This is a genomic window from Terasakiella sediminum, assembly GCF_033100395.1.
GTDB lineage: Bacteria > Pseudomonadota > Alphaproteobacteria > Rhodospirillales > Terasakiellaceae > Terasakiella.
The window spans coordinates 48,827-70,845 of sequence record NZ_JAWLVJ010000021.1; the positions used below are offsets into that span (position 1 = coordinate 48,827).

Annotated in this window: 22 protein-coding genes; 19 read left to right on the plus strand and 3 right to left on the minus strand. The window is 50.8% G+C overall.

What is annotated here, in order from left to right; genetic code table 11:
• The first annotated feature begins 45 nt into the window (after positions 1–45).
• The 13 genes from RYZ26_RS15570 to RYZ26_RS15630 are packed head-to-tail and all read left to right on the plus strand — an operon-like array spanning position 46 to position 13,420.
• Entirely contained in the window at positions 46–360 is a 315-nt protein-coding gene (locus RYZ26_RS15570) for an ApeI family dehydratase (RefSeq protein ID WP_317684161.1), read from the plus strand.
• Positions 357–2,021 carry a glycosyltransferase family 2 protein gene (locus tag RYZ26_RS15575; protein ID WP_317684162.1) on the plus strand — a complete coding sequence of 555 codons (1,665 nt, stop codon included), beginning with the start codon at positions 357–359 and terminating at the stop codon, positions 2,019–2,021. Before RYZ26_RS15570 ends, RYZ26_RS15575 begins: the two co-directional genes overlap by 4 nt.
• Positions 2,022–2,062: 41 nt before the next feature.
• Entirely contained in the window at positions 2,063–3,598 is a 1,536-nt protein-coding gene (locus RYZ26_RS15580; protein ID WP_317684163.1) for an HAL/PAL/TAL family ammonia-lyase, read from the plus strand.
• 6 nt (positions 3,599–3,604) lie between these two features.
• Entirely contained in the window at positions 3,605–4,021 is a 417-nt protein-coding gene (locus RYZ26_RS15585; protein WP_317684194.1) for an acyl-CoA thioesterase, read from the plus strand.
• Positions 4,009–4,563: a LolA family protein gene (locus tag RYZ26_RS15590; RefSeq protein WP_317684164.1), complete on the plus strand. Its 555-nt coding sequence runs from the start codon at positions 4,009–4,011 to the stop codon at positions 4,561–4,563. The genes RYZ26_RS15585 and RYZ26_RS15590 overlap by 13 nt, the downstream gene beginning before the upstream one ends.
• Complete coding sequence (locus RYZ26_RS15595) at positions 4,560–6,770, plus strand: MMPL family transporter (protein ID WP_317684165.1); 2,211 nt, start codon at positions 4,560–4,562, stop codon at positions 6,768–6,770. The genes RYZ26_RS15590 and RYZ26_RS15595 overlap by 4 nt, the downstream gene beginning before the upstream one ends.
• Positions 6,767–7,993, plus strand: coding sequence for an NAD(P)/FAD-dependent oxidoreductase (locus tag RYZ26_RS15600; RefSeq protein WP_317684166.1), 1,227 nt, complete (start codon positions 6,767–6,769; stop codon positions 7,991–7,993). Before RYZ26_RS15595 ends, RYZ26_RS15600 begins: the two co-directional genes overlap by 4 nt.
• Complete coding sequence (locus RYZ26_RS15605) at positions 7,984–8,529, plus strand: DUF3261 domain-containing protein (RefSeq protein WP_317684167.1); 546 nt, start codon at positions 7,984–7,986, stop codon at positions 8,527–8,529. Before RYZ26_RS15600 ends, RYZ26_RS15605 begins: the two co-directional genes overlap by 10 nt.
• Positions 8,526–9,686 carry a beta-ketoacyl-[acyl-carrier-protein] synthase family protein gene (locus RYZ26_RS15610; RefSeq protein ID WP_317684168.1) on the plus strand — a complete coding sequence of 387 codons (1,161 nt, stop codon included), beginning with the start codon at positions 8,526–8,528 and terminating at the stop codon, positions 9,684–9,686. Before RYZ26_RS15605 ends, RYZ26_RS15610 begins: the two co-directional genes overlap by 4 nt.
• Positions 9,687–9,688: 2 nt before the next feature.
• Positions 9,689–10,138 carry a hotdog family protein gene (locus tag RYZ26_RS15615; RefSeq protein ID WP_317684169.1) on the plus strand — a complete coding sequence of 150 codons (450 nt, stop codon included), beginning with the start codon at positions 9,689–9,691 and terminating at the stop codon, positions 10,136–10,138.
• Positions 10,131–10,856 (plus strand): 3-oxoacyl-ACP reductase FabG, encoded by a 726-nt coding sequence (gene fabG, locus RYZ26_RS15620; RefSeq protein WP_317684170.1) that lies wholly within the window; start codon positions 10,131–10,133, stop codon positions 10,854–10,856. The genes RYZ26_RS15615 and fabG overlap by 8 nt, the downstream gene beginning before the upstream one ends.
• Positions 10,856–12,088 (plus strand): beta-ketoacyl-ACP synthase, encoded by a 1,233-nt coding sequence (locus RYZ26_RS15625; RefSeq protein ID WP_317684171.1) that lies wholly within the window; start codon positions 10,856–10,858, stop codon positions 12,086–12,088. Before fabG ends, RYZ26_RS15625 begins: the two co-directional genes overlap by 1 nt.
• Positions 12,089–13,420 (plus strand): lipid biosynthesis B12-binding/radical SAM protein, encoded by a 1,332-nt coding sequence (locus RYZ26_RS15630; RefSeq protein WP_317684172.1) that lies wholly within the window; start codon positions 12,089–12,091, stop codon positions 13,418–13,420. It begins immediately after the preceding gene.
• 26 nt (positions 13,421–13,446) lie between these two features.
• Here the strand turns inward: RYZ26_RS15630 and RYZ26_RS15635 are convergent, their stop codons facing one another.
• The gene (locus RYZ26_RS15635) at positions 13,447–14,472 is read right to left on the minus strand and encodes an extracellular catalytic domain type 2 short-chain-length polyhydroxyalkanoate depolymerase (RefSeq protein ID WP_317684173.1); all 1,026 of its coding nucleotides are present in this window, start codon (positions 14,470–14,472) and stop codon (positions 13,447–13,449) included.
• A gap of 210 nt (positions 14,473–14,682) precedes the next feature.
• On the opposite strand from RYZ26_RS15635, the gene RYZ26_RS15640 reads away from it, so the two are divergent.
• Both RYZ26_RS15640 and RYZ26_RS15645 read left to right on the plus strand, forming a co-directional pair.
• Positions 14,683–15,045: a response regulator gene (locus tag RYZ26_RS15640; protein WP_317684174.1), complete on the plus strand. Its 363-nt coding sequence runs from the start codon at positions 14,683–14,685 to the stop codon at positions 15,043–15,045.
• Positions 15,046–15,061: 16 nt separating this feature from the next.
• On the plus strand, positions 15,062–15,400 hold the full coding sequence (locus tag RYZ26_RS15645) for an Hpt domain-containing protein (protein WP_317684175.1): 339 nt from the start codon (positions 15,062–15,064) through the stop codon (positions 15,398–15,400).
• A gap of 25 nt (positions 15,401–15,425) precedes the next feature.
• On the opposite strand, the gene RYZ26_RS15650 is transcribed toward RYZ26_RS15645, so the two are convergent.
• Together RYZ26_RS15650 and RYZ26_RS15655 are read right to left on the minus strand one after the other, a co-directional pair.
• Positions 15,426–16,412 carry a zinc-dependent alcohol dehydrogenase family protein gene (locus tag RYZ26_RS15650; RefSeq protein ID WP_317684176.1) on the minus strand — a complete coding sequence of 329 codons (987 nt, stop codon included), beginning with the start codon at positions 16,410–16,412 and terminating at the stop codon, positions 15,426–15,428.
• A gap of 113 nt (positions 16,413–16,525) precedes the next feature.
• Entirely contained in the window at positions 16,526–17,434 is a 909-nt protein-coding gene (locus RYZ26_RS15655; RefSeq protein WP_317684177.1) for a LysR family transcriptional regulator, read from the minus strand.
• Positions 17,435–17,766: 332 nt separating this feature from the next.
• On the opposite strand from RYZ26_RS15655, the gene RYZ26_RS15660 reads away from it, so the two are divergent.
• The 4 genes from RYZ26_RS15660 to RYZ26_RS15675 are packed head-to-tail and all read left to right on the plus strand — an operon-like array spanning position 17,767 to position 22,015.
• The gene (locus tag RYZ26_RS15660) at positions 17,767–18,720 is read left to right on the plus strand and encodes an LLM class oxidoreductase (protein ID WP_317684178.1); all 954 of its coding nucleotides are present in this window, start codon (positions 17,767–17,769) and stop codon (positions 18,718–18,720) included.
• A gap of 10 nt (positions 18,721–18,730) precedes the next feature.
• Positions 18,731–19,510, plus strand: coding sequence for an SDR family NAD(P)-dependent oxidoreductase (locus RYZ26_RS15665; protein WP_317684179.1), 780 nt, complete (start codon positions 18,731–18,733; stop codon positions 19,508–19,510).
• A gap of 18 nt (positions 19,511–19,528) precedes the next feature.
• Entirely contained in the window at positions 19,529–20,146 is a 618-nt protein-coding gene (locus tag RYZ26_RS15670; RefSeq protein WP_317684180.1) for an NAD(P)H-dependent oxidoreductase, read from the plus strand.
• A gap of 3 nt (positions 20,147–20,149) precedes the next feature.
• Positions 20,150–22,015: a monovalent cation:proton antiporter-2 (CPA2) family protein gene (locus tag RYZ26_RS15675; protein ID WP_317684181.1), complete on the plus strand. Its 1,866-nt coding sequence runs from the start codon at positions 20,150–20,152 to the stop codon at positions 22,013–22,015.
• Positions 22,016–22,019 lie beyond the last annotated feature (4 nt).

The window sequence follows — 22,019 nt, forward strand, 5'->3', positions numbered from 1 at the left end:
ACGTGGAAAGATAGCAAAATAGAGCCTGAAATAAAGGCCACGCGTGTGGCGGGATCAATCGTGGAATTGGACCTGATCCCAACGGCTGACTTGTTTCAATTTCAGGGCCATTTCCCTGATCACCCCATAATGCCCGGGGTGGGGCAGTTGGATTGGGCAGTTAAATTTGCACGCAAGCATTTTTCACTCTCTCAAAGCATTACTGAAATCAGCCAGTTGAAGTTTCGCGATCTGATGCTGCCGGATACAGAAGTTGTTTTAACGCTGGAACATGATGCGGATAAAAGCCGGGTGAAATTTTCTTATTCCAGTGGGGAACAGGTTTTTTCCTCTGGCATTTTGAAGCTGGCAAGCACATGACGGTAAAGCTTTGTGCGGTTGTGCCCAGCCATAACCATTATCTGGTTATTGAAGAGGTGGTAAAGGGCCTGCGCGCCTCCAGCCTGCCTGTGTTTATTCTGGATGACGGCAGCTCAGAACCCACTAAATCCACCCTTGCGCAATTGCATGATCCAAACAATAAAATTTTTGTCACCCGCTTTGATCAGAACCGGGGCAAAGGTTGCGCAGTGATCGAAGCCTTCCGGATTGCAAAGGCTGCGGGATATACCCATGCGGTACAGGTGGATGCAGACGGGCAGCATGACGTCGAAGCTTTACCGCGTCTGTTAGGTTTGGCGAAAGATCACCCCGAAGCGCTGGTATCTGGTCAGCCCATTTATGATGAAACCATACCGAAATCGCGTAAAATTGCGCGCTGGATTACGCATTTCTGGGTTTGGATTGAGACATTGTCCTTTCAGATTTCAGACAGTATGTGCGGCTATCGGGTTTATCCATTGGCAGAAAGCCTGAACGTGGCCGATGAAGAAACCGTCGGTCAGCGCATGGATTTTGATACCGAAATTATGGTCCGTTTGTTCTGGCGGGGCACCCCCACCATTATGACGCCAGTGAAGGTGACTTACCCGGAAAACAACACATCGAACTTTGATGTGGTAGCCGATAATGTGCGCATCACCAAGATGCATACACGTCTTGTGTTTAATATGCTGTTTCGCTTGCCCAGCGTTTTGAAGAACCGTCCGAAAAAGCCGAAAATTGCGTCTAAATGGGCGACTATTGATGAACGCGGCATGGCCTGGGGGCTGAAGTTTCTGGCAACGACTTACAAGCTGTTGGGGTATCGCGTTTGTTGGGTGGTGATGCAGCCGATCCTGTTTTATTTCTTTGTCACCGGAAGCGTGCAAAGAAAGGCTTCGCGCCAATATTGGGAAAAGATTTATGCCGCAGAAGGTCGGGTTGAAAAGCCAGGCCTGTTGCAGCTGTGGTCCCATACACGATCCTTTGGGCGCATGGCGCTGGATAAATTTTCCGCCTGGATGGGCGACGTGACGGAAAGTGACCTGATTATCCCCAACGAAGAAGAACTGGAAGCGGTCATCGCACAGGACAAAGGTGTTTTGGTCTTTGCTTCGCATTTGGGGAATATCGAGATTTGCCGTGCGCTGTCCAAATCACGCAATGACGTAAAAATCACTGTTTTTGCCCATACCAAACATGCGGTCAAATTTAATGAATTGTTATCAGCCTATAATCCGGATGCAGCCATGGATGTGGTGGAAGTCACCGACATGGGGCCATCAACCGCGATTGATCTTCAGGAACGATTGGATGCCGGGGAATGGGTGGTGATTGCAGGGGACAGAACGCCCGTGGATGGGGATAAACGTTTGTCCTATGTACCGTTCCTTGGCAAAGATGCGCCGTTTTCGCAGGGGCCAATGATCCTTGCCGCCCTGTTGAAGTGTCAGGTCTATTCCATGATCTGCATGAAGGAAGACGACAAATACCGCGTGTTTTTTGAAAAGCTGTCTGATCAGGTCACATTGCCACGTAAAACCCGCAAAGAAGCGCTGGATCAGGAAATCGGGCAATATGCCCGATTGCTGGAGCGTCATTGCAAAAAATACCCTCATCAATGGTACAACTTTTTTGACTTTTGGGCCGAAGGTCAATAAACCTAAACTACAAATTTTTTTGAAAGAATAAGATGCTGCACATGCCTGTCATTACCTTTGGTGAAAAGCCACTTACAATTGAAGATATCCATGCGATTGCCATGGGCAAAGCGCAGGCCCAGGTCTCTGATGATCCGGCTTTTGTGCAGAAGATTTCGGCGGGCGCGGACTACCTTAGCGGCGTGCTGGAAAAGACAGGTGTTCTTTACGGCATCACGACAGGGTATGGTGATAGCTGCACACGCGGTGTGCCGGAAAAACTGGTTCATGAACTGCCGATCCATCTGTCACGTTTTCATGGCGTAGGGATGGGTAAGCTCTTGACCCCACAACAATCACTTGGTGTGGTCGCTGTGCGTTTGGCGTCCCTGACCAAAGGTATGTCCGGTGTCAGTATGGACCTGATGCGCCAGCTTGAACTGCTGTTGGAACATCAGATCGCCCCTGTTATCCCCGAAGAAGGATCCGTTGGGGCCAGTGGGGATTTGACGCCGCTTTCCTATGTGGCGGCTGTCCTGATCGGGGAACGTGATGTGTTCTATAAAGGGGAGCGTCGAGCGGTCAAAGATGTCTATGCAGAACTCGACATCAAGCCCTTGGTCATGCGTCCTAAAGAAGCTTTGGCGATCATGAACGGCACCGCTGTCATGACAGCCATGGCGGTGACGGCCTTTAAAAAAGCGGACTACCTCGCCCGTCTTTGTTCCCGCCTGACCACCTTGACCTCCATCGGCCTGTTAGGCAACCCTGAACATTTTGATGAAGTTCTCTTTTCCGCCAAGCCACACCCGGGGCAGGCAGAGATTGCAAAACGTGTGCGTGATGATTTGAACGGCGGGGTGAGCGATGAGCCGTTGCACCGTCTGCAGGATCGTTATTCTGTTCGTTGTGCACCCCATGTGATCGGTGTGTTGCAGGATATGCTGCCCACCTTCCGCCAAATCATCGAGACAGAGATCAACAGCGCAAATGATAACCCGATCATTGATTTTGAAAATGAACGTGTGCTGCACGGTGGACACTTCTACGGTGGGCATATCGGTTTTGTGATGGATAGTCTGAAAAATCTGGTCGCCAATCTGGCTGACCTGGTGGATCGTCAGATGGCTTCGCTTGTGGATGTGAAATTCAACAACGGTCTGCCAAGCAATCTGTCTGGTGCAGAAGGTGAACGCGCGCCGATCAACCATGGCCTGAAAGCCCTGCAAATCGGGGTTTCTGCCTGGACGGCGGAAGCTTTGAAAAACACCATGCCGGCCAGTGTTTTTTCGCGTTCAACGGAATGTCATAACCAGGATAAAGTCAGCATGGGAACAATCGCCGCACGTGATTGCCTGCGCGTTCTGGAACTGACGGAACAAGCCATCGTCGGCCATATGCTGGCCTGCTGTCAGGCTGTGCGTCTGCGCATTCGTCAGGGGGAACTGTCATATGATCGCCTGTCTGCAGATGTGGCTGAATTCCAGAAAATGCTGGAAGCCGACATCCCCTTTGTGGATGAGGATGAACCGTTGGAAGGTGTGTTGAACCTGTTGATGACACGCATCGCCAACCAGCATTGGTCTTTGTACGAGTAAGTATTGATGATTTCGGCCTCGGTTCAAATACAAGCGCAATTTTACCATCTGGACCCGATGGAAGTGGTCTGGCATGGCAATTATGTGCGCTTCTTTGAACAGGCCCGCTGTGCCTTGCTGGATAAGATCGATTACAATTATCCGCAGATGCGTGACAGTGGCTATGTCTGGCCGATTGTTGATATGCGGGTAAAGTTCGTGCGTCCCGTTACTTTTGGGCAGAACATCAATGTGGAAGCCACGATTGCGGAATATGAAAACCGCCTGAAGATCAATTATCTGATCACGGATGTCGAAACAGGTGAAAAGATCACCAAAGGTTTCACCATTCAGGTGGCGGTCGATGCTGAAACCCAGGAAATGGAATTTGAAAGCCCGGTCATTTTGTTTGACAAGATAAAAGAGGCCACATGCGCATCCTGATCGTTCTGTCATGCTTGCTGTTCAGTTTTGACCTTGCTGCCCAGGACCGCCCGGTCGTCTTGGCAGAAGGGGAAGGGTTGGCTGGGACCTTTTCGCAGAAGCGATATCTCGCCGGGTTTGATCGCGCCATTGAATCAAACGGGACCTATTCCTTTGATCGGGAAATCGGACTTTTCTGGAAAACACTGACGCCGTTTGCCACCACATTGGTGATCAATGAAACAGGCATGATGCAAAGTGTGGACGGGCAGGAAACCATGAAGATCTCGCTGGACCAGTTCCCCGCGCTAAAGACCCTGCATGATGTGTTATCCCTTTCCATGCTTGGGCGCTGGGATGTGCTGGAAGAAAAGTTTGGCACCAAGCTCGTGCCGGATGCTGATGGCTGGACGCTGTCTTTTGATGCGCCAGCCGATGCCCCCTTCAAATCGGTCTTCTTAAAAGGTGGCCTTTATCTGGATCGGTTGGAAATCATTAAGCCGCAAGAGGACAAAGATGAAATTACTTTTGCCGATCAAACAGTCTTTCAGGTGAAAGAATGAGGCGCATTGGCACCATCGTCTGGTCACTGGTGCTTGTCCTTAGCCTGATTATAATCAGCGTGCGTTTTGCTGATGAAATCCCGGTGGAAACAGATTTCCTATCTCTGCTGCCCGATGAAGAACAAAGCCCCTGGGTGCGCGAAGCCAATCAGCGCATGAAAGATCAGGTGACCCAACGCGTTATTGTTCTGATCAAGGCAGACGATTTTAAGAAAGCTGCTTCGTTTGCAGATGAAATGGTCACGGCTCTCATGCCTTTTGCCACTCTCAGCCAATCTGAAAAGATGATTGAAAATCTGGGCGAAACCTTGTTCCAGCATCGCAGCGGATTGCTGTCTGATCAGGACCGCATCTGGTTGCAACAGGGCGACGCGGACAAAGTCGTCAAGCGGGCCTGGGCACAGATTATGTCGGCATTCGGTTTTAGTGATGCCAAGATGATCCGCCAGGATCCTTATCTGCTTTTCCCTGCTTATCTGGCGGGACAGAAACAACCGTCTAACAAGATCAAAATGGTTGATGGCTGGCAGGTGATTGATGGCCATATTCTGTTGTCCTTCACCCTGAAAGGCGAAGCCTTTGATCAGACCTTTCAGGCAGAATTCGTGCGGACCTTTGAAAGCCTGACCCCGCCTGAACGGAGTGACGTGATCAAGACAGGCGCTGTCTTTTATGCAGAACGTGGTGTGGAACAGGCCCAAAGCGAAGCCACTTTTATCGGTGCGCTTTCGCTGGCCGGGATCATCCTGCTGAATATTATTTTCTTAAGAAGTCTACGTCCAATCCTGCTAGCGCTGCTGGCGATTTCATCCGGTGTCATCGGCGGGCTTGGGGTGTGCCTGTTGATCTTTGGCAAGCTGCATCTGATGGCTTTTGTCTTTGGGGCTGGTTTGATCGGTATTGCGGTGGATTACACCTTTCATTACTGCTGTGATGCGGTGGGGGATGATGCATCGTCCGGTTTGCTGCGCACAAAAAATATCGCAAAACCTTTGACGCTGGGCGTGATCAGTTCGTCCCTTGGGTTTCTTATTCTTGCAACAGCACCGTTTCCAGGGTTGCAGCAAATTGCTGTATTTGCGACTGTCGGGCTGGTGATGGCCTATGTCTGTGTCATGTGCATTTATCCGTTTGTGGATCGATCTGCTGGGGCGATGCATTTCAAGCGCACGTTCGGATTTGATCACAATTGGTGTTTCATCATCGGCGGTGTGTCTGTCTTGCTGGCAATGGCCGGGGCCTGGACAATCCATGTGGATGACGATGTGCGCCGCTTGCAGAGCCTGCCTGTGGATTTAAAGGTCGAAGAAGAAATGATCCGCAATATCACAGGCCTGGACAATGCAACGCGCCTGTTGCTGGTCAAAGGTGCAGATGAAGAAGCGATCCTGCAAAAAGAAGAACAAATTCTGATCAAGCTTGAAAACCTGCGTGAAAGCGGTGCGCTGGTTGCCTATCAATCCATGGCGCAGGTCGTTCCGTCCTTAAAACGCCAGAATGAAAATCGTCAACTGATCGAAGATAATTTGCTGGGGGGAAAGCTGGATCAGCATTTGGAACTGATCGGCATGAAACCGGGGGCTGGCAGTTATGATGATGTGTCTTTCCTTAAACCTGATGGCTTGCTGCCTGATTTCCGCCTTTCCCCAGAGCTGCATCTTGTCCGTCTAAGCGGGGTTACGGATCTGGATGCATTGTCTGCGCTGGCAGAAGGCGACGCGGCGGTGCGTCTGGTTGATCAGGCAAAAGATATCAGTGAGACGCTTGGCAAATACCGTGAACGGGCTTTGATCCTGATTGGGATTGCCTGCTGTGTGATCTGGGGCTTTTTGACGAAAGCCTATGGGGTTAAACGGGCCAGTCTGATTTTGTCCGTGCCTGTCAGTGCGGTCGTCATGACGCCTTTTATTGCGGCTGTGTTTGGGGAAAGTTTTACCTTCTTCAACGCCATGGCGTTGTTGCTGGTTCTGGCGATTGGTCTGGACTACGCGCTCTTTAATTTCGAAGCAGATAGCAATAAGCAATCGGCAGTTATGTTGGCCAATAGTTTATCGGCAGCTTCCACAATTATGGCCTTTGGATTATTGGCGTTAAGCGATATGTATGCCATCCATGCGTTTGGCGTGACAATTCTGATCGGGATTTCCATTGCCTATATGCTGGCACCTCTCGTGCAAAATAAAAAACAAGAAAGTCTGAAATTATGAATACTCAATTTGACGTGGTGATTATCGGGGCTGGCCCCAGTGGCAGTGTGGCTGCAAGCCTGCTGGCCAATCGCGGCGTAAAGGTGCTGGTGCTGGAAAAACTGGAATTCCCGCGGTTTATCATTGGGGAAAGCCTCTTGCCACAATCCATGGAATTTCTGGAAAATGCAGGTTTGTTGAAAGATGTGATTGAACATGGTTTCCAGTTTAAAAACGGGGCGGCCTTTGGTTGGGAAGAACGCGGCAGTTTGATCGATTTTCGTCAGAAATCATCTGAAGGCTGGGGCACAACTTATCAGGTGCAGCGCGCGAATTTTGATAAATTGCTGGCTGATGCTGCCGGGACCAAAGGCGCGGATATCCGTTACAATCACGAAGTCTTGAGTGTTGATCTGTCCGGTGACTTATCCGTCATCCGTGTGAAAGATGATCAGGGCACAGAATTTGATATTCAGTGTAAATTCCTGCTGGATGGCAGTGGGTATGGCCGCGTCTTGCCGCGCCTGCTGGACCTGGAACGTCCGTCCAGTTTCCCGGTACGAAATGCGCTTTTTACCCATATGAAAGACAATCTGCACAGCAAGGATTTTGATCGCAATAAAATCCTGATCACCATTCATCCGGAACAGAATGATATCTGGTACTGGCTCATTCCCTTTTCTGATGGCACGTCTTCGGTTGGTGTTGTGGTGCGCCCGGAAGTGCTGGAAACCTATGAAGGAGATAATTCCCAGAAGCTTTGGACCCTGTTGCGTGAAGCTGAAAAGCTGGGCGTCCTGCTGGATGATGCCGAAGAAACCCGCCCGGTTGGGCAATTGTCTGGGTATTCCTGTGACGTAACGCATTTGTGTTCTGATAAATTCGCTTTGTTGGGTAATGCCGGAGAATTTCTGGACCCGGTCTTTTCATCCGGCGTCACCATTGCGTTGAAGTCGGCCAACCTTGTGGTCGATCCGCTGATGCGTCAGCTGGAAGGCGAGACTGTGGACTGGGATAAAGAATATGCAGATCCGTTAAAGGTTGGGGTCAGCTGTTTCAAGGCCTTTGTTGAAAGCTGGTATGAAGGCCCGTTGCAGAAGATCATCTTCAATTCACCGCAAGGAGAAAACTCCATCCGTGATATGATCACTTCCATTCTGGCGGGCTATGCCTGGGATGAGAAAAACCCCTTTGTACAGGAACCGCGTAAATATCTGAAAATGGTCGCTTCGCAATGTCCTTAAAGTCCGTCCTTACCGTAATCTTCTGTTTGTTTCTGGTCGGCTGTAGCACACAGCCGAAAACAGAGAGCGTGGATTTCCCCAAGTGGGCCCTGCCGTTTGAAAAGGTGGAAGTGGTCCAATTGTTAAAAGGGGATTATGCGCAAAAACAGTTTGTGTTTCAGGTGGGGCTCAGCATGAAAGAAGACGGCCTGTCCCTGATCGCACTGGACAGTATGGGGCGGCGTGCGTTTTCTGTCTTCTGGGATGACAATGGGGTAACGGCGCAAAAAGCAAATTGGATGCCGGATATGGTGCGCGCGGAATATATTTTAAAAGACATTATGATGGCCTATTGGCCGATTGATGCGCTGGGCGTGTTTGATGAAAGTGTGCGCCAGGTCGGCAATGAACGGATTGTCGAAAACAACGGAGATAAGACCCTGTCGATCTATAGCCCGTCGCAGATGGATCGCTGGAATGGCAAAGTCGTGATTGAAAATCATGTCCTGGGATATCGCATCGAAATTCAGTCCAAACGGATGAAGGGGGCATCATGACATTTTATCTGAATGCCCTGGGGATCGTGAACCCGCTGGGCTGTGGCAAAGAAGCCGTGGCGGCAAATCTGTTTGCAGGATCGCAAGCTGGGCTAAAACAAAATGACAGCTATATCCCCGATCAAACGGTCTATGTGGGCGAAGTGGATGGCGTGTTGCCGACAATCCCGAAACATCTGGAAGAACATAACAGTCGTAATAATCAGCTTGCCCTGGCGGCTTTATCTGAAATCAATGAGGACGTGTCGGCTTTGATTGCCAAATATGGGGCTGATCGCATTGCCGTTGTGGTCGGGACCAGTACATCAGGCATTGGGGATAACGAAGCGGGCATTGCGGCAAAGGTGAATGACGGAAATTTCCCTGATGATTATGATTACCAACGTCAGACGGTGTCTGATCTTTCGAAGTTTATTCAGAAATATTTGGATTTATCTGGTCCGGCCATGACCGTATCAACGGCCTGCACGTCCGGGGCGAAAGCGGTGGCATCGGCTGCGCGCTGGATCGAAGCCGGAATTTGTGATGCAGCCATCGTAGGCGGTGTGGACAGTCTGTGTGGTCTGACGTTGAACGGTTTTAACGCCCTTGATTCTTTATCAAAAGGCAAATGTCAGCCCTTTAGCAAAAACCGCGATGGCATCAATATCGGTGAAGGCGCAGCCCTCTTCATCCTGAGCCGCGATGTGGGTCCGGTTGAATTCTGTGGGTATGGCGAAACATCGGATGCCTATCACATCAGTGCGCCTGCGCCAGATGGCGATGGCGCATTAAAGGCGATGGTCCTGGCAAAGGGCGATGCAGAGGTGGCCTATGTAAATTTGCATGGCACGGCGACACAGCTGAATGATGCCATGGAAGCAAAAACGGTGAATACGCTTTTGGGCACAGATGTCCCCTGCAGTTCAACCAAGGCCCTGACCGGGCATATGCTGGGGGCAGCGGGGTCGAACGAACTGGGCTTTTTATGGTTATCCCTGCAGCATAACAAACTGCCGCCTCATGTGTGGGATGCGGTTGAGGATGAGGAAAATCCACGTGTGCGTTTTGCCAAACAAGGTGAAGAATTTGATCCGGCTGATAAAGTGCTGCTGAGCAATTCCTTTGCCTTTGGCGGGAACAATATCTGTCTTGCGCTCAAGAAAGGGGAGGGATAAAGATGGATTATGCCATTGAAGATTTGATTGCACACGATCACCCGATGATCCTGGTGGATCGCGTCCTTGACCACGATCAGGAAAAGATCGAAACCACCGTGACCATCCATGAAGACACACCGTTTCTGGAAGATGGGATGGTTCCGGCCTATGTCGCTGTTGAATATATGGCACAGTCCGTTGCGGCCTATAGCGGAGCCTGTGGTCTGGAACAGGGCGAAGAAGTCCGCATTGGTTTTTTGCTGGGATCACGCAAAATCAAGCTGATGTGTGACGGGTTTGCCATTGGCGATACGCTGCATATCGAAGCCAGTTCTTTATACAACGACGGGGAAATGGCCTCGTTTGATTGTGTCACAAAAAAAGACGGACAAACCGTCGTTGAAGCACGTCTGAATGTCTATCAACCAAGTAAAGAAACTTTAGAAATGGAGAAACCAACCGATGGGTAGAACGGTTTTGGTGACAGGGGCCAGTAAGGGCATTGGGCAGGCAATTGCGGTGCGATTGGCGAAAGACGGCTTTGGCATTGTGGTCCATTATGGCCGTGATCAGGCGGGTGCAGAAGAAACTCTGTCACAGGTTATCGAGGCCGGATCAGGCGGGCGTCTTATTTCTTTTGATATTTCTGATCGTGAACAATGCAAATCCGTGCTGGAAGCCGACATGGAAGAACATGGGGCGTACTATGGTGTTGTACTGAATGCAGGTGTCACCAGTGACACGGCCTTTCCCGCCATGACGGATGAAGATTGGGACGGTGTGATCCATACCAATCTGGACGGGTTTTACAACGTACTGCGCCCCTGTACCATGCCGATGGTGTCTGCTCGCAAAGGCGGGCGCATTGTTGTGATGTCTTCGGTATCCGGTGTGATGGGCAACCGGGGCCAGGCAAATTATGCGGCTTCCAAGGCAGGCTTGATCGGGGCGGCCAAATCTTTGGCTATTGAACTCGCCAAACGTAAAATCACGGTTAACAGTGTGGCACCCGGCCTGATCGGTACACAGATGCTGGACGATTTGCCGATTGACGAAATTAAAAAAGCCATCCCTATGCGCCGTGTTGGTACGGTGGAAGAAGTGGCGGGGACCGTCAGCTTCCTCTGTTCAGAAGATGCGGGCTATATCACCAGACAGGTTATTTCCATTAACGGAGGAATGTTCTAATGCGCAGAGTTGTTGTGACCGGGATGAGTGGTGTCACGGCCCTTGGAAATGACTGGCCTACGGTTCGCGATGCTTTTCGTGAAGGATGCACGGGCATCAAACATATGGAAAGCTGGGACCGTTATACGGATTTGAACACCCGTCTGGCTGGACCTGTGATCGATTTTAACGTGGATAAACGCTACCCGCGCAAAAAGCTGCGCAGCATGGGGCCTGTGTCGCGCATGGCGGTTTACGCAACCGAAATGGCACTGACGGATGCAGGCTTGCTGGATGATCAGAACCTGTTTGACAGTGGTCGCATGGGGGTTTCTTACGGATCGTCCTTTGGCAGCACCAAGCCCGTGATTGCTTTTGCGGAATTGATGAGCGAAGGCACTATGCGCAACCTGACCGCCACCAGTTATGTGAAGATGATGAGCCATTCAGCCGCCGTTAACATCGGCGTGTTCTTTGGGCTGAAAGGTCGTGTAATTCCCACGTCCAGTGCCTGTACGTCTGGATCACAAGGCATCGGTTATGCGTATGAAGCTATTAAATACGGTATGCAGGATGTGATGGTGGCTGGGGGGGCAGAAGAATTATGCCCATCCATGGCCGCTGTGTTTGATACGCTTTATGCCACATCTGTTCGCAATGAAGAACCACACTGCAGCCCGCGCCCGTTTGATAAAGACCGCGACGGTCTGGTTATCGGCGAAGGCGCAGGCAGTCTGATTTTGGAAGATTATGATCGGGCGAAGGCACGCGGTGCAACCATCTATGCGGAAATCGTCGGGTTCGGAACGAACTCTGATGGCAACCATATTACCCAGCCGACGCGCGAAACCATGGAACTGGCGCTTCGTTCTTCGCTGAAAGATGCAAACCTGGATGCGGGCGCGATTGATTATGTCAACGCACACGGCACGGCAACAGACCGTGGGGATGTGGCGGAAAGTCATGCAACATTGGCCGTCATCGGGGATCAAACCCCCATCCATTCGCTGAAGAGTTATTTCGGGCATAGTCTGGGAGCTTGCGGGGTGATCGAAGCCTGGCTGGGTCTGGAAATGATGCGCGATGGCTGGCTTGCACATACGGCTAACCTGGATAATCTGGACCCGGAATGTGCCGATCTGGATTATGTGGTCGAGGAAGGCCGTTCGCTGGATATGGAATATATGATGTCGAACAACTTTGCCTTTGGCGGCATTAATACCTCCCTGATCTTCAAGAAAACCGTCAGTTAAATGGGCCTTCACTGTCTGCTGATTTCCATCAATCAGGTGCAAACACCTTATGTGGTGCACCCGCTTGGCATGGCCCATATTGCCGGGGCGCTGGAAGAAGCAGGCCATTTTGTGCGCCAGTATGACGTGCTGGCCGAAGGCGGACTTTCTGGTCTTGACGGGGTGTTTGCCGATCAATGTTTTGATGTGGTTGGCATTTCCATCCGCAATATTGATACGGTGGATAGCGCAGATCCGCAGTTCTTTTTAGGTACGGCCTTTCAGGCGATATCTGAGGTCAAACGCAAAACTGATGCGCCCATCATTCTGGGGGGCGGGGCCTTTACTTTGTTCCCCGAATTGATCATGCAAAACCTCAAGGCCGATTATGGCGTCATGGGGGAAGGGGAAATTGCGGTTTGTGATCTGGTCGGACAGATTGAAAAGGGCACAGCCCCAGCCCGTGGAACCATCCTTCGGGGCACATCGCTTTCAACGGGGGCATGGCAGTCGGTTAAATATGACCCAATGATCACGGACTATTACAGCCGTCGTGGCGGGATGTTGAACGTGCAGACCAAACGCGGCTGTCCGTTTCGTTGTGATTATTGTTCCTATCCCACACTGGAAGGTAACGTCTATCGCTATCGCGACCCGAAAGAGGTGGTGGATGAGGTTGAACGGATCAAACAGGATTTTGGCTGTAAATATCTGTTCTTCACGGATTCAGTCTTTAATGACCTGAAAAATCGTTATCTGGAGATTTGTGAAGAACTGATCCGGCGGGGCAACAAGATGCCCTGGTGCGGTTATTTTCGCCCGTCTCATCTCACTAAAGAAGCCCTGCAGATCATGAAACGATCCGGTCTGCATGCCATGGAATTTGGCACGGACGCGGCCAGTGATCAGACCCTGGCGGGCATGCACAAGGCCTTTCGTATGGACGATGTGTTTGAAAGCCACCGACTGGTGCGGGAGTTGGATATCCCCGCCGCCCATTTCGTCATCTTTGGCGGCCCGGAAGAAACGAACGAGACCTTGCGTGAAGGGCTGGAAAATATGCGACAGTTGAACGGTGCGGCTGTTTTTGGTTTTAGCGGTATTCGCATTTTACCCCATGCCCCCATCCAGAAACGTGCTGTGTCAGAAGGGGTGATCGGGGCGGATGATGATCTGCTGGAACCTGTCTTTTATTTCTCCCCCCATCTGAAACGCACTGAGATGGAAGAAGAAATCACCAAGGCTTGGGCCGAAGATACTACCAAAATCTTCCCGGTGTCAGACAGTCTGGCGTCCATCAATGTCATGCATAAAGCCGGGATGGTTGGCCCTTTGTGGGACAAGCTTTTATAAGTGCCTGTCCCACAAAAGGCCGTTGATTATTTACCTGCAAGACGTTGCAGCATGGCATTGACGGCGGCCATCTGATTGCCTTTTTGGTTGAAGTAATCCGCACTGTCATAGCCCCACCAGTCCCAGCAGCCTTTGGGGTTGCCAGACAGGTTGGATGAGGTCTGCGGATAAAGAATGATCATGTTGTTGCTATCGGCCCAACGGTTATAGCCTGTGTTTTCAACGTACGTCATGCCGATAGTGGCAACGTTTTGCTGGCAGCCATGAAAGACGATATGGACTTTGCAAGCCTCTCCATCCGTGCAAGCCTGCGGGATAAAGGCATAGCCGTCATCTGCCATGGAATGGCTGGTTGGATTTTTAAGGAATTCACCCTGGTTAAAGCTGATGATCTTGCCGGACAGTTTTTCAGCAGGGGCTTTTAAATCATCGCCATAAATATGTTTTAAAACATTGCCAGCACCGTCACGGTCACAATTGTTGATGAAAGGTGTTTTGGCAACGGTGGAACAGGGATTGCCGAAATCATTGGTCATCATGGCATGGCCGGTTGCAACCGTATCGACATAGCGAATATGATTTTTTTCAATACCTGCGGCTTCATAAAATACCGGGATTTGGGCGACGACTTTCGGGGAAACGGTTTCGTCTTTGGTGCCGCCGAAGATATAGACCTTGTTTCCTTTCAGGTTTGCCAGATCATCGATCAGTTTTTGTTCTGCAATCATTTTGGCATTTTCGGCCAGTTCCTTGCCATCCGGCTTTCCGGTGATGAAGTTGGCTTTCATACATTTACCAAGCGCCGTCATCAAGGACCCGTCCGCGCAGTTATATGGCCCGCCTGCAAAGATGCCTGCACCTTTTAGGGTACTGGAAAAGGCCACATGGAACTGGTCCGCCATAAAGCCGCCCGAAGACAGGCCGGAAACAGATGTTTCTGCCAGATCAACGTTATAAGACGGCAGCGGGTCGGCCGCCATCAGGGCAGGGGCTGACAAAAGCGTTATGGCGAAAGCGGCTTTTGATAAGGTGGCACGCAGGGTCTTCATCATCTATTCCTTTTGAACGGGTGTTGGGGTATGATCCTTGGGCACAGACAGTACACAATAAAAACAATCTGCGCCAATTAGTAATTATCTTGAGTTAACTTTGCTCGGAAAAATTGCTGGGGTTTGACGGGTTTTAATAGTATGTTTGTGCGATATCAACTCTTGGTGGATGGGTGTGTGTATCAAGGGTAGTGGAATAGATAAGGAAGAAAAATGCCTAAAGTGCTCGTTGTTGATGATGATTTTGTGACACGTGCGGTCTGTCAGTCTCTGCTGGAAGGCCAGGGTCATGAAGTGATGATTGCCGAAGATGGCGAAGCTGCCCTGTTTTCAGCCGCTGTTCATGCGCCTGATCTGGTGATCATGGATTTGAATATGCCTGTTATGGCCGGGTTTGATGCGCTGGAAAAATTGAAAGCCCAGGATACAACAAAAGATATTCCGGTGCTGGCCCTGACCAGTGAATTTAATGATTCCACCTATGACAGTTTTTATCAGGCAGGTGGTGCTGGCTTTATCCAGAAACCGATTGATGACCGCGTTTTCCTGTCGCGCATTAATGATGCACTGACGTAAGCAATAGGATCGGGCTGTGACGATAGAGATTGAAGGATTTGATCTGGTCGCAACCTTGCGCCGATTTAACCAGAATGAAGCGCTGATGGTTAAAATTCTGAAAAACTTCTTCGATAAATATCAGGATTTCGATCAGCTGCTTTTAGAAAAATTGCCCAGAGAACGCGCTGTGGAAGCCCATGGTTTTTGTGGGGCTGCCGGGAACTTAGGGGCAATGGACCTTGCCAATGCGGCCAAAGCATTGGAACTTGCCTGTTTGGATGACGCCGATGGCGAGGCAGAACTGATTGCGTTTCAGGCGAGCTTTAAAGTGAGTATGGGGAATTTGCAGGCATATTTCGATCAAGCTGATTGAAATACACCTGCAAACGCACCTGTCCTTATACGTCAATCACCACTTTGCCCATGGCCTGACCGCTTGTAAGACGCGCATAGGCATCGCCCACTTGGTCCAGGCTGAATTCTTTTTCATCCAGCAATGGTTTCAAGGCACCTGCATCGACAATCTCTGCCAGTTTGGTAAGGATGTCAGCATGGTCTGGACGTTTGTGGTTAAACAGCATCGGGATCAGCATAAAGACCACATGCAGGGACAGGCCCTTAAAGTGTGCTGGTGATAAATCCAGTTCCAACAGGGAAACGGTGGTGGCGACATGTCCGTTCAGGGTGGCGGCTTCGAACGAATTGGTCATATTGGCCCCGCCGACACTATCAAACACCACGTCAAAACCTGCACCATCGGTGTATTTCGCCACATAATCTGCAACGGTTTCTTTTGTGTAATCAATTGCGGTTGCACCATAGCTATTGATCACTGCAGGCGCAGCGTCACCGGAAATAGTGGTAAAGACATCTGCGCCCATATGTTTAGCCAACTGTACGGCCAAATGACCAACACCCCCGACACCACCGTGAACGAGAATTTTCTGACCAGTCGTTGCCCCGGCACGCATCAGGCCTTCATAAGCGGTGATCCCGACCAGCGGCAGGGCAGCAGCTTCGCGCATGGTCAGCGTTTTGGGTTTAAGGGCGATAAGGTTCGCATCAGCCACCATATATTCTGCCAAGGCCCCTTGCAAGTCGGCCAGACCGCCAGCGCAGCCATAGACTTCATCACCGACGTTGAAACCTGTAACACCTTCACCAACTTCTTCAATGATACCTGCAAAATCCATCCCGAGGATGGCGGGCAGTTCAGGTGAGAGCGGCAGGTCCTTGCCCATGTTGCGGATCATGGTGTCCACCGTGTTTACGCTGGTTGCCTTGATACGCACCACTACGTGGCCTTTGGTTGCCGATGGTTGATCAATTTCGGCTACGGTGAAGTTTGCGTTTTCACCATATTCATTCAGGGTCATTGCTTTCATAGATATTCTCCTAAGGGGGGTAAATGTTCGTTGGCCCTTAAGATAAAAATATCCGTTCACAATAAAACTGGGGGAAGTCGGAAATCAGTTTTTCGGTTTTCTATACAATAAAGTCAGCGTTCCCAGATCGGCGGTGTCCCGATTTTTTCCAGCAGATAATCAATAAAGACCCGGACCTTGGCGGTCAGGATGTTGGATTTGGGATAGACAAGCCAGATGGCGGAACGATCAGCCACTTCATAGTTGGGCAGCACACGCACCAAGGACCCGTCCTTTAATTCTCTATGAATACTCCAGATCGAATTCATGGAGATGCCCAGCCCGGCAACTGTGCTGATGCGCATGCTGGTGCCGTCATCGCACATGACGTGCTTTTCTGATTGTGCAGGGGGGAAGGTGGCCTCTGGTGCGTCATCATCCGCAATCATCTTTTTGGGCGCGCCGTAATTAAAGGTCAGGATGCGGTGATCGCTAAGGTCTTCCGGTGTTTCCGGAACGCCATATTGATCCAGATAGGTGGGGGAGGCACAGAGGATACGTTTGTCATTGGCAATCTTGCGCGCTTTCAGGCTGCTGTCTTCAATGGCGTAATTGCGCAAGGCCAGATCATAGCCGCCTTCAATCAGATTGGTCTGGGCATCTGATAGTTTTAAATCCAGCTTCAGCTGCGGGTATCGTTCGAGAAATTCCGGCAGGATAGGGGCGATGAACAATTGGGCAAAGGTGCTGGAGGCCGTAAAACGCAAGGTGCCTTTGATTTCCTTGCTGCCATGACCAAGGGCAGCATGCGCCGCATCTTCCTGGGCGATGATTTCACGGGCAAAGGGCAGAAATTCCTCGCCTTCCAGCGATAGCGAAATTTTGCGGGTGGAACGATGCAATAGGTCTGCCCCCAGTTGCTTTTCCAGCTTTGACAGCTTTGCCCCGGCAACTGCAGGGGATAACCCCAATTGTCGCCCGGCTTTGCTGATGTTCAGCATGTCTGCGGCCATCACAAAAAGTCTGATCCCGTTCGTATCCATCTATTTTATCCAAAATCTAAAAACAGTTAGTGTATTTTGCCATATTTTATAATTATTCCAATGATTTTATATTCCTTTCAGCGAAAAATGAGGGGCGAGTGAGGTCATTATATGGGTTTTCCATAAAGAGAATTCGGGTTCTGCCCGGTTTTTAATAGAAAATGCCCGCCTTATATTCGAGGTTGAAAGGATAGACCATGATGAAACCGCCATCTTTCACGTCTATGACAATCAGGGGCGCCCTTATATTGCTCACGGTGCGCTGGATGTGGCGGAAGAAGGCGCGGGCTATACAACAAGAATGAGCGTGGAAAGCAGAATTTTGGTGCGATATGACTGAAGAATTTAAAATCATTAACGCGGGGTTTAACGCAACCTACAAGCCGAACAAACTGAGCCTGGGCCTTGTGGTGCCGATTGAACATTATCCCAACAGCCCGGAGCCAACCATGAAAGATCATATCGCGCGAGTGAAGCTGGCCGAAGAACTCGGCTTTGCCACTGTCTGGCTGCGCGATGTGCCTTTTAATGTGCCGAGCTTTGGCGACACCGGGCAGATGTATGACCCGTTTGTGTATCTGGGCTTTCTGGCGGCACAGACCGAAAAGATCGCGCTGGGTGTCGGCAGTATCATCCTGCCGTTGCGCCATCCGGCCCATGTGGCAAAGGCGGCAACAAGTGCGGATGTGCTATCCAACGGGCGGCTGATCCTGGGCGTGGCCTCTGGTGATCGACCTGAAGAATATCCAGCGCTGAATATGGAATTTGAAAATCGCGGGGAACGGTTCCGTCATAGTATGGAGTATATCCAGCGTATGTGGGAAGACGCGGCCAGCTTTGAAAACCCGCTGGGCAGCCCCTATGGCGGGATTGATATGTTGCCCAAACCTACATCGGGTCGTCTGCCTTTGATGATTACCGGGGCAAGCCAGCAATCCCCGGACTGGCTGGCGGCAAATGGCGATGGCTGGATTACGTACCCCCGCAATGTTGCCGTTCAGGGTCGCATCATTACTGAATGGCGAGATAAGACGAATGCACTTGGTCTGCCCATCAAACCAGCGTCCCAATCGCTTTATATCGACTTGTCTGACAATCCGGATGAAGCCCTATCGCCCATTCATTTGGGTTTTCGATCCGGGGTGAATTATCTGAAGGATTACCTTTGGGGCATTCAGGAAATTGGGATCAATCATGTCGCGATCAATTTGCGCTTTAACACAGACGATATGGTTACCACATTAAACCGTCTGGCAGGCGAGGTTCTGCCGGAATTCAGGAATTAAGGAATAGATTATGAAAAAAACAATTTTCATCACCGGATCAACAGATGGCATCGGCTTGGAAACAGCCAAATCCCTGCTTGCAGATGGTCATAAAGTCATCCTTCATGGCCGTAATGCTGAAAAACTTGCCCATGTGGAAGATGATCTGGGCGGGGGTGTGGAAAGTCATGTGGCTGACTTGTCTGATCTGAAAGCCGTTTCCAAATTGGCGGCAGATGTTCTGGCAAAGCATGATCATATTGATGTGCTGATCAATAACGCGGGCATCTTCAAAACGCCGTCCCCACGCACCTGTGATGATCTGGATATCCGCTTTGTGGTCAACACGATTGCGCCATACTTGCTTACCCAAAAACTGATGTCTGTCCTGACAGTGGATGCCCGTGTGGTGAACCTTTCTTCGGCAGCCCAAGCCCCGGTGAAGCTGTCTGCCTTGAAAGGGGAAGGCCAGCTGGCGGATATGGACGCTTACGCCCAAAGCAAGCTTGCCATCACCATGTGGACGACCTTTTTGAAAGATGCCGGGCCGATGATGGTTGCAGTGAATCCGGGGTCCTTGCTTGCAAGCAAGATGGTGCGCGAAGGGTTTGGGACCGCAGGTAATGATATTAACATTGGCGTTGATATCCTGAAACGGGCATCCTTATCTGAAGAATTTGCAAATGTATCCGGTCGCTATTTCGATAATGATGCCCGTCAGTTCTCCGCCCCACATCCGGCGGGTGAGGATATGGCACAGGCTGCTGAGATCGTGCAGGCGATGGACGATCTGATTGCTAAACTGACCTGAATTTGAAAAAGGGCCATCATGGCAAAAATACTGATTTTATATGCCCATCCCCGTGATGATAGATCCGAGGTCAATCACGTGATGGCTAAAGCCGCACGCACATTGCCCAACGTCACAGTGGTGGACCTTTATGGGGAATATCCGGGCTTTGATATTGATGTGGCGCGTGAACAGCAGCGCCTGATCGATCATAACGTCATCATCTTTCAGCATCCGGTCTATTGGTATTCCACCCCGGCGATTTTGAAAGAATGGCAGGATCTGGTGTTGAAATACGGCTTTGCCTTTGGCCCTGAAGGCACCGCCTTGCAGGGCAAGTATTTTCTGAATGCGGCAACAGCCGGGGCGGCCCATGACCATTATTCCAAGGGTGGCGTTTTGGGGAACGAGCTGATCGATTTCTTCAAGCCTTTCGAATATATGGCGCGGTTGTGTCACATGACGTACTTACCGCCCTTTTCCATTTATCGTGCAGGCCATGTGGTGGATGACGGGGAGCTGGATTTCTATGTGGAAGAATACCGCCGCCTGCTGGTTGCCTTATGTGACGGGAGGCTTGATCTTGAAAAAGCCCAAACACTCACTCGCATCAATGACGATCTCGATCAACTGATCATCAAGCCAAAGAAGGATTAAGCGATGGAACTGTTACAAGGGGCATTTATCTATCTGATGGCCGCCGTCATCGCGGTGCCGATTGCAAACCGTCTGGGGTTGGGGTCGGTGCTCGGCTACCTGATCGCAGGTATTCTGATCGGCCCGGCTTTTGGTCTGGTCGGGGGTGAAACCGAAGACTTAAAACATTTTGCCGAGTTCGGCGTGGTGATGATGCTGTTTCTGGTCGGGCTTGAATTGCAACCCGCCATGCTCTGGCGCATGAAGGACAAGCTTTTGGGGTTGGGGGGATTGCAGGTCACGGGAACCATTGCGCTGTTTGCCGCCATCGCCATGGCGTTTGGCCTCAGCTGGCAGAATGCGCTGACGGTCGGGATGATCCTCGCCCTTTCTTCTACGGCAATCGTGTTGCAGACCTTGAATGAAAAAGGCCTGATGAAATCTACAGGCGGACAGTCGTCTTTTTCCGTCCTGTTGTTTCAGGATATCGCGGTTATCCCGATGCTGGCACTCATGCCTTTACTGGCAACGGCTGTTGTCAGTCCTTCAGGCGATGATGGTCATCATGGCAGTATGATCGGGGAGTTGGCCGGATGGCTGCAAGGATTGATCATTATGGGGGTAATCGTCGGGATTATTGTGGCCGGACGATACGTCATTCAGCCCGTTTTCCGCTTTATCGCCGAAGCCAAACTGCGCGAAATTTTTACGGCTGCCGCCCTGTTGCTGGTGATCGGCATCGCCTTGTTGATGAGCGCCATTGGCTTATCACCTGCGCTTGGAACTTTTTTGGCTGGCGTGGTGCTGTCCAGCAGTGAATATCGTCATGAACTGGAAAGCGATATTGATCCGTTTAAAGGATTGTTGCTTGGCCTGTTCTTCATCACCGTTGGGGCCGGTATTGATTTTGATCTGCTGGCCGCACAACCTCTTTTGATCGTCGGTTTGGCCCTTGGGGTGATGGTGTTGAAGTTTGGGGTGCTGTTCTTGCTCGGCACCTTCTTTAAACTGCCGAAGTCGGATCGTTTCCTTTTCTCATCAGGACTGGCGCAGGCCGGGGAGTTCGCCTTTGTCTTGTTTGGCTTTGCAACAGCTAGCGGGGCCTTACCGTCACCTTTGGTGCAGACGCTGACATTGGTTGTTGCCATTACCATGTTGCTGACGCCTGCCTTGTTTATCCTTTATGAAAAACTGGTTCTGAAGAAACTTTCAAGCGGGGAAACACGCGACGCTGATGAGATTGATGAAAAAGGCACCGCCGTCATTGCAGGCTCCGGTCGCTTCGGACAGATCGTTGCGCGCTTGTTGATGAGCAATAATCACAAGGTGGTCATTCTGGACCATGATCCGCAGATCGTCGATGTGCTGGGTCGCTCCGGCATCAAGGCTTTTTATGGGGATGCGACGCGCCCTGACCTGCTGCATGCCAGTGGTCTGGATGAAGCTAAATTGTTCGTTGCCTGTCTGGATGATAAGGAAAAGCAGAACACGCTGGTGCATCATGTGGCCAAACATTACCCCCATGTGCGCATCATCGCACGTGCTGTGGATCGCCACCATGTTTATGAACTGGAACAGTTAGGCGCCCATGTGATTGAACGTGAATTGTTTGAAGGCTCCCTCAATGTGGGGAGAAAGGCCCTTGTCGAACTGGGGCATCACCCGTATCAGGCCGAACAGAAAGCCCGCATGTTCACCCGTCACGACCTTAAATCCTTTGAGGCTGCACGCGAACAGTGGTCCGCCGATGGGGCGTCGAAAAAATACACCGACGTCATGCGCGCTCATACGGAAGAATTGTTTGAGATCATGTCCGGCGACAAGGAAGATCTGATGGATAAATCCGAAAAAGGCTGGCTGCCACCGCCCAAGGAATATACGGCGGACTAAATGC

Bases quoted from the DNA above. Each gene is read 5' to 3' on its own strand.
- RYZ26_RS15575 (WP_317684162.1), top strand. From the start codon at position 357: ATGACGGTAAAGCTTTGTGCGGTTGTGCCCAGCCATAACCATTATCTG.
- RYZ26_RS15580 (WP_317684163.1), top strand. From the start codon at position 2,063: ATGCCTGTCATTACCTTTGGTGAAAAGCCACTTACAATTGAAGATATC.
- RYZ26_RS15585 (WP_317684194.1), top strand. From the start codon at position 3,605: ATGATTTCGGCCTCGGTTCAAATACAAGCGCAATTTTACCATCTGGAC.
- RYZ26_RS15590 (WP_317684164.1), top strand. From the start codon at position 4,009: ATGCGCATCCTGATCGTTCTGTCATGCTTGCTGTTCAGTTTTGACCTT.
- RYZ26_RS15595 (WP_317684165.1), top strand. From the start codon at position 4,560: ATGAGGCGCATTGGCACCATCGTCTGGTCACTGGTGCTTGTCCTTAGC.
- RYZ26_RS15600 (WP_317684166.1), top strand. From the start codon at position 6,767: ATGAATACTCAATTTGACGTGGTGATTATCGGGGCTGGCCCCAGTGGC.
- RYZ26_RS15605 (WP_317684167.1), top strand. From the start codon at position 7,984: ATGTCCTTAAAGTCCGTCCTTACCGTAATCTTCTGTTTGTTTCTGGTC.
- RYZ26_RS15610 (WP_317684168.1), top strand. From the start codon at position 8,526: ATGACATTTTATCTGAATGCCCTGGGGATCGTGAACCCGCTGGGCTGT.
- RYZ26_RS15615 (WP_317684169.1), top strand. From the start codon at position 9,689: ATGGATTATGCCATTGAAGATTTGATTGCACACGATCACCCGATGATC.
- fabG (WP_317684170.1), top strand. From the start codon at position 10,131: ATGGGTAGAACGGTTTTGGTGACAGGGGCCAGTAAGGGCATTGGGCAG.
- RYZ26_RS15625 (WP_317684171.1), top strand. From the start codon at position 10,856: ATGCGCAGAGTTGTTGTGACCGGGATGAGTGGTGTCACGGCCCTTGGA.
- RYZ26_RS15630 (WP_317684172.1), top strand. From the start codon at position 12,089: ATGGGCCTTCACTGTCTGCTGATTTCCATCAATCAGGTGCAAACACCT.
- RYZ26_RS15635 (WP_317684173.1), bottom strand. From the start codon at position 14,472: ATGATGAAGACCCTGCGTGCCACCTTATCAAAAGCCGCTTTCGCCATA.
- RYZ26_RS15640 (WP_317684174.1), top strand. From the start codon at position 14,683: ATGCCTAAAGTGCTCGTTGTTGATGATGATTTTGTGACACGTGCGGTC.
- RYZ26_RS15650 (WP_317684176.1), bottom strand. From the start codon at position 16,412: ATGAAAGCAATGACCCTGAATGAATATGGTGAAAACGCAAACTTCACC.
- RYZ26_RS15655 (WP_317684177.1), bottom strand. From the start codon at position 17,434: ATGGATACGAACGGGATCAGACTTTTTGTGATGGCCGCAGACATGCTG.
- RYZ26_RS15660 (WP_317684178.1), top strand. From the start codon at position 17,767: ATGACTGAAGAATTTAAAATCATTAACGCGGGGTTTAACGCAACCTAC.
- RYZ26_RS15665 (WP_317684179.1), top strand. From the start codon at position 18,731: ATGAAAAAAACAATTTTCATCACCGGATCAACAGATGGCATCGGCTTG.
- RYZ26_RS15670 (WP_317684180.1), top strand. From the start codon at position 19,529: ATGGCAAAAATACTGATTTTATATGCCCATCCCCGTGATGATAGATCC.
- RYZ26_RS15675 (WP_317684181.1), top strand. From the start codon at position 20,150: ATGGAACTGTTACAAGGGGCATTTATCTATCTGATGGCCGCCGTCATC.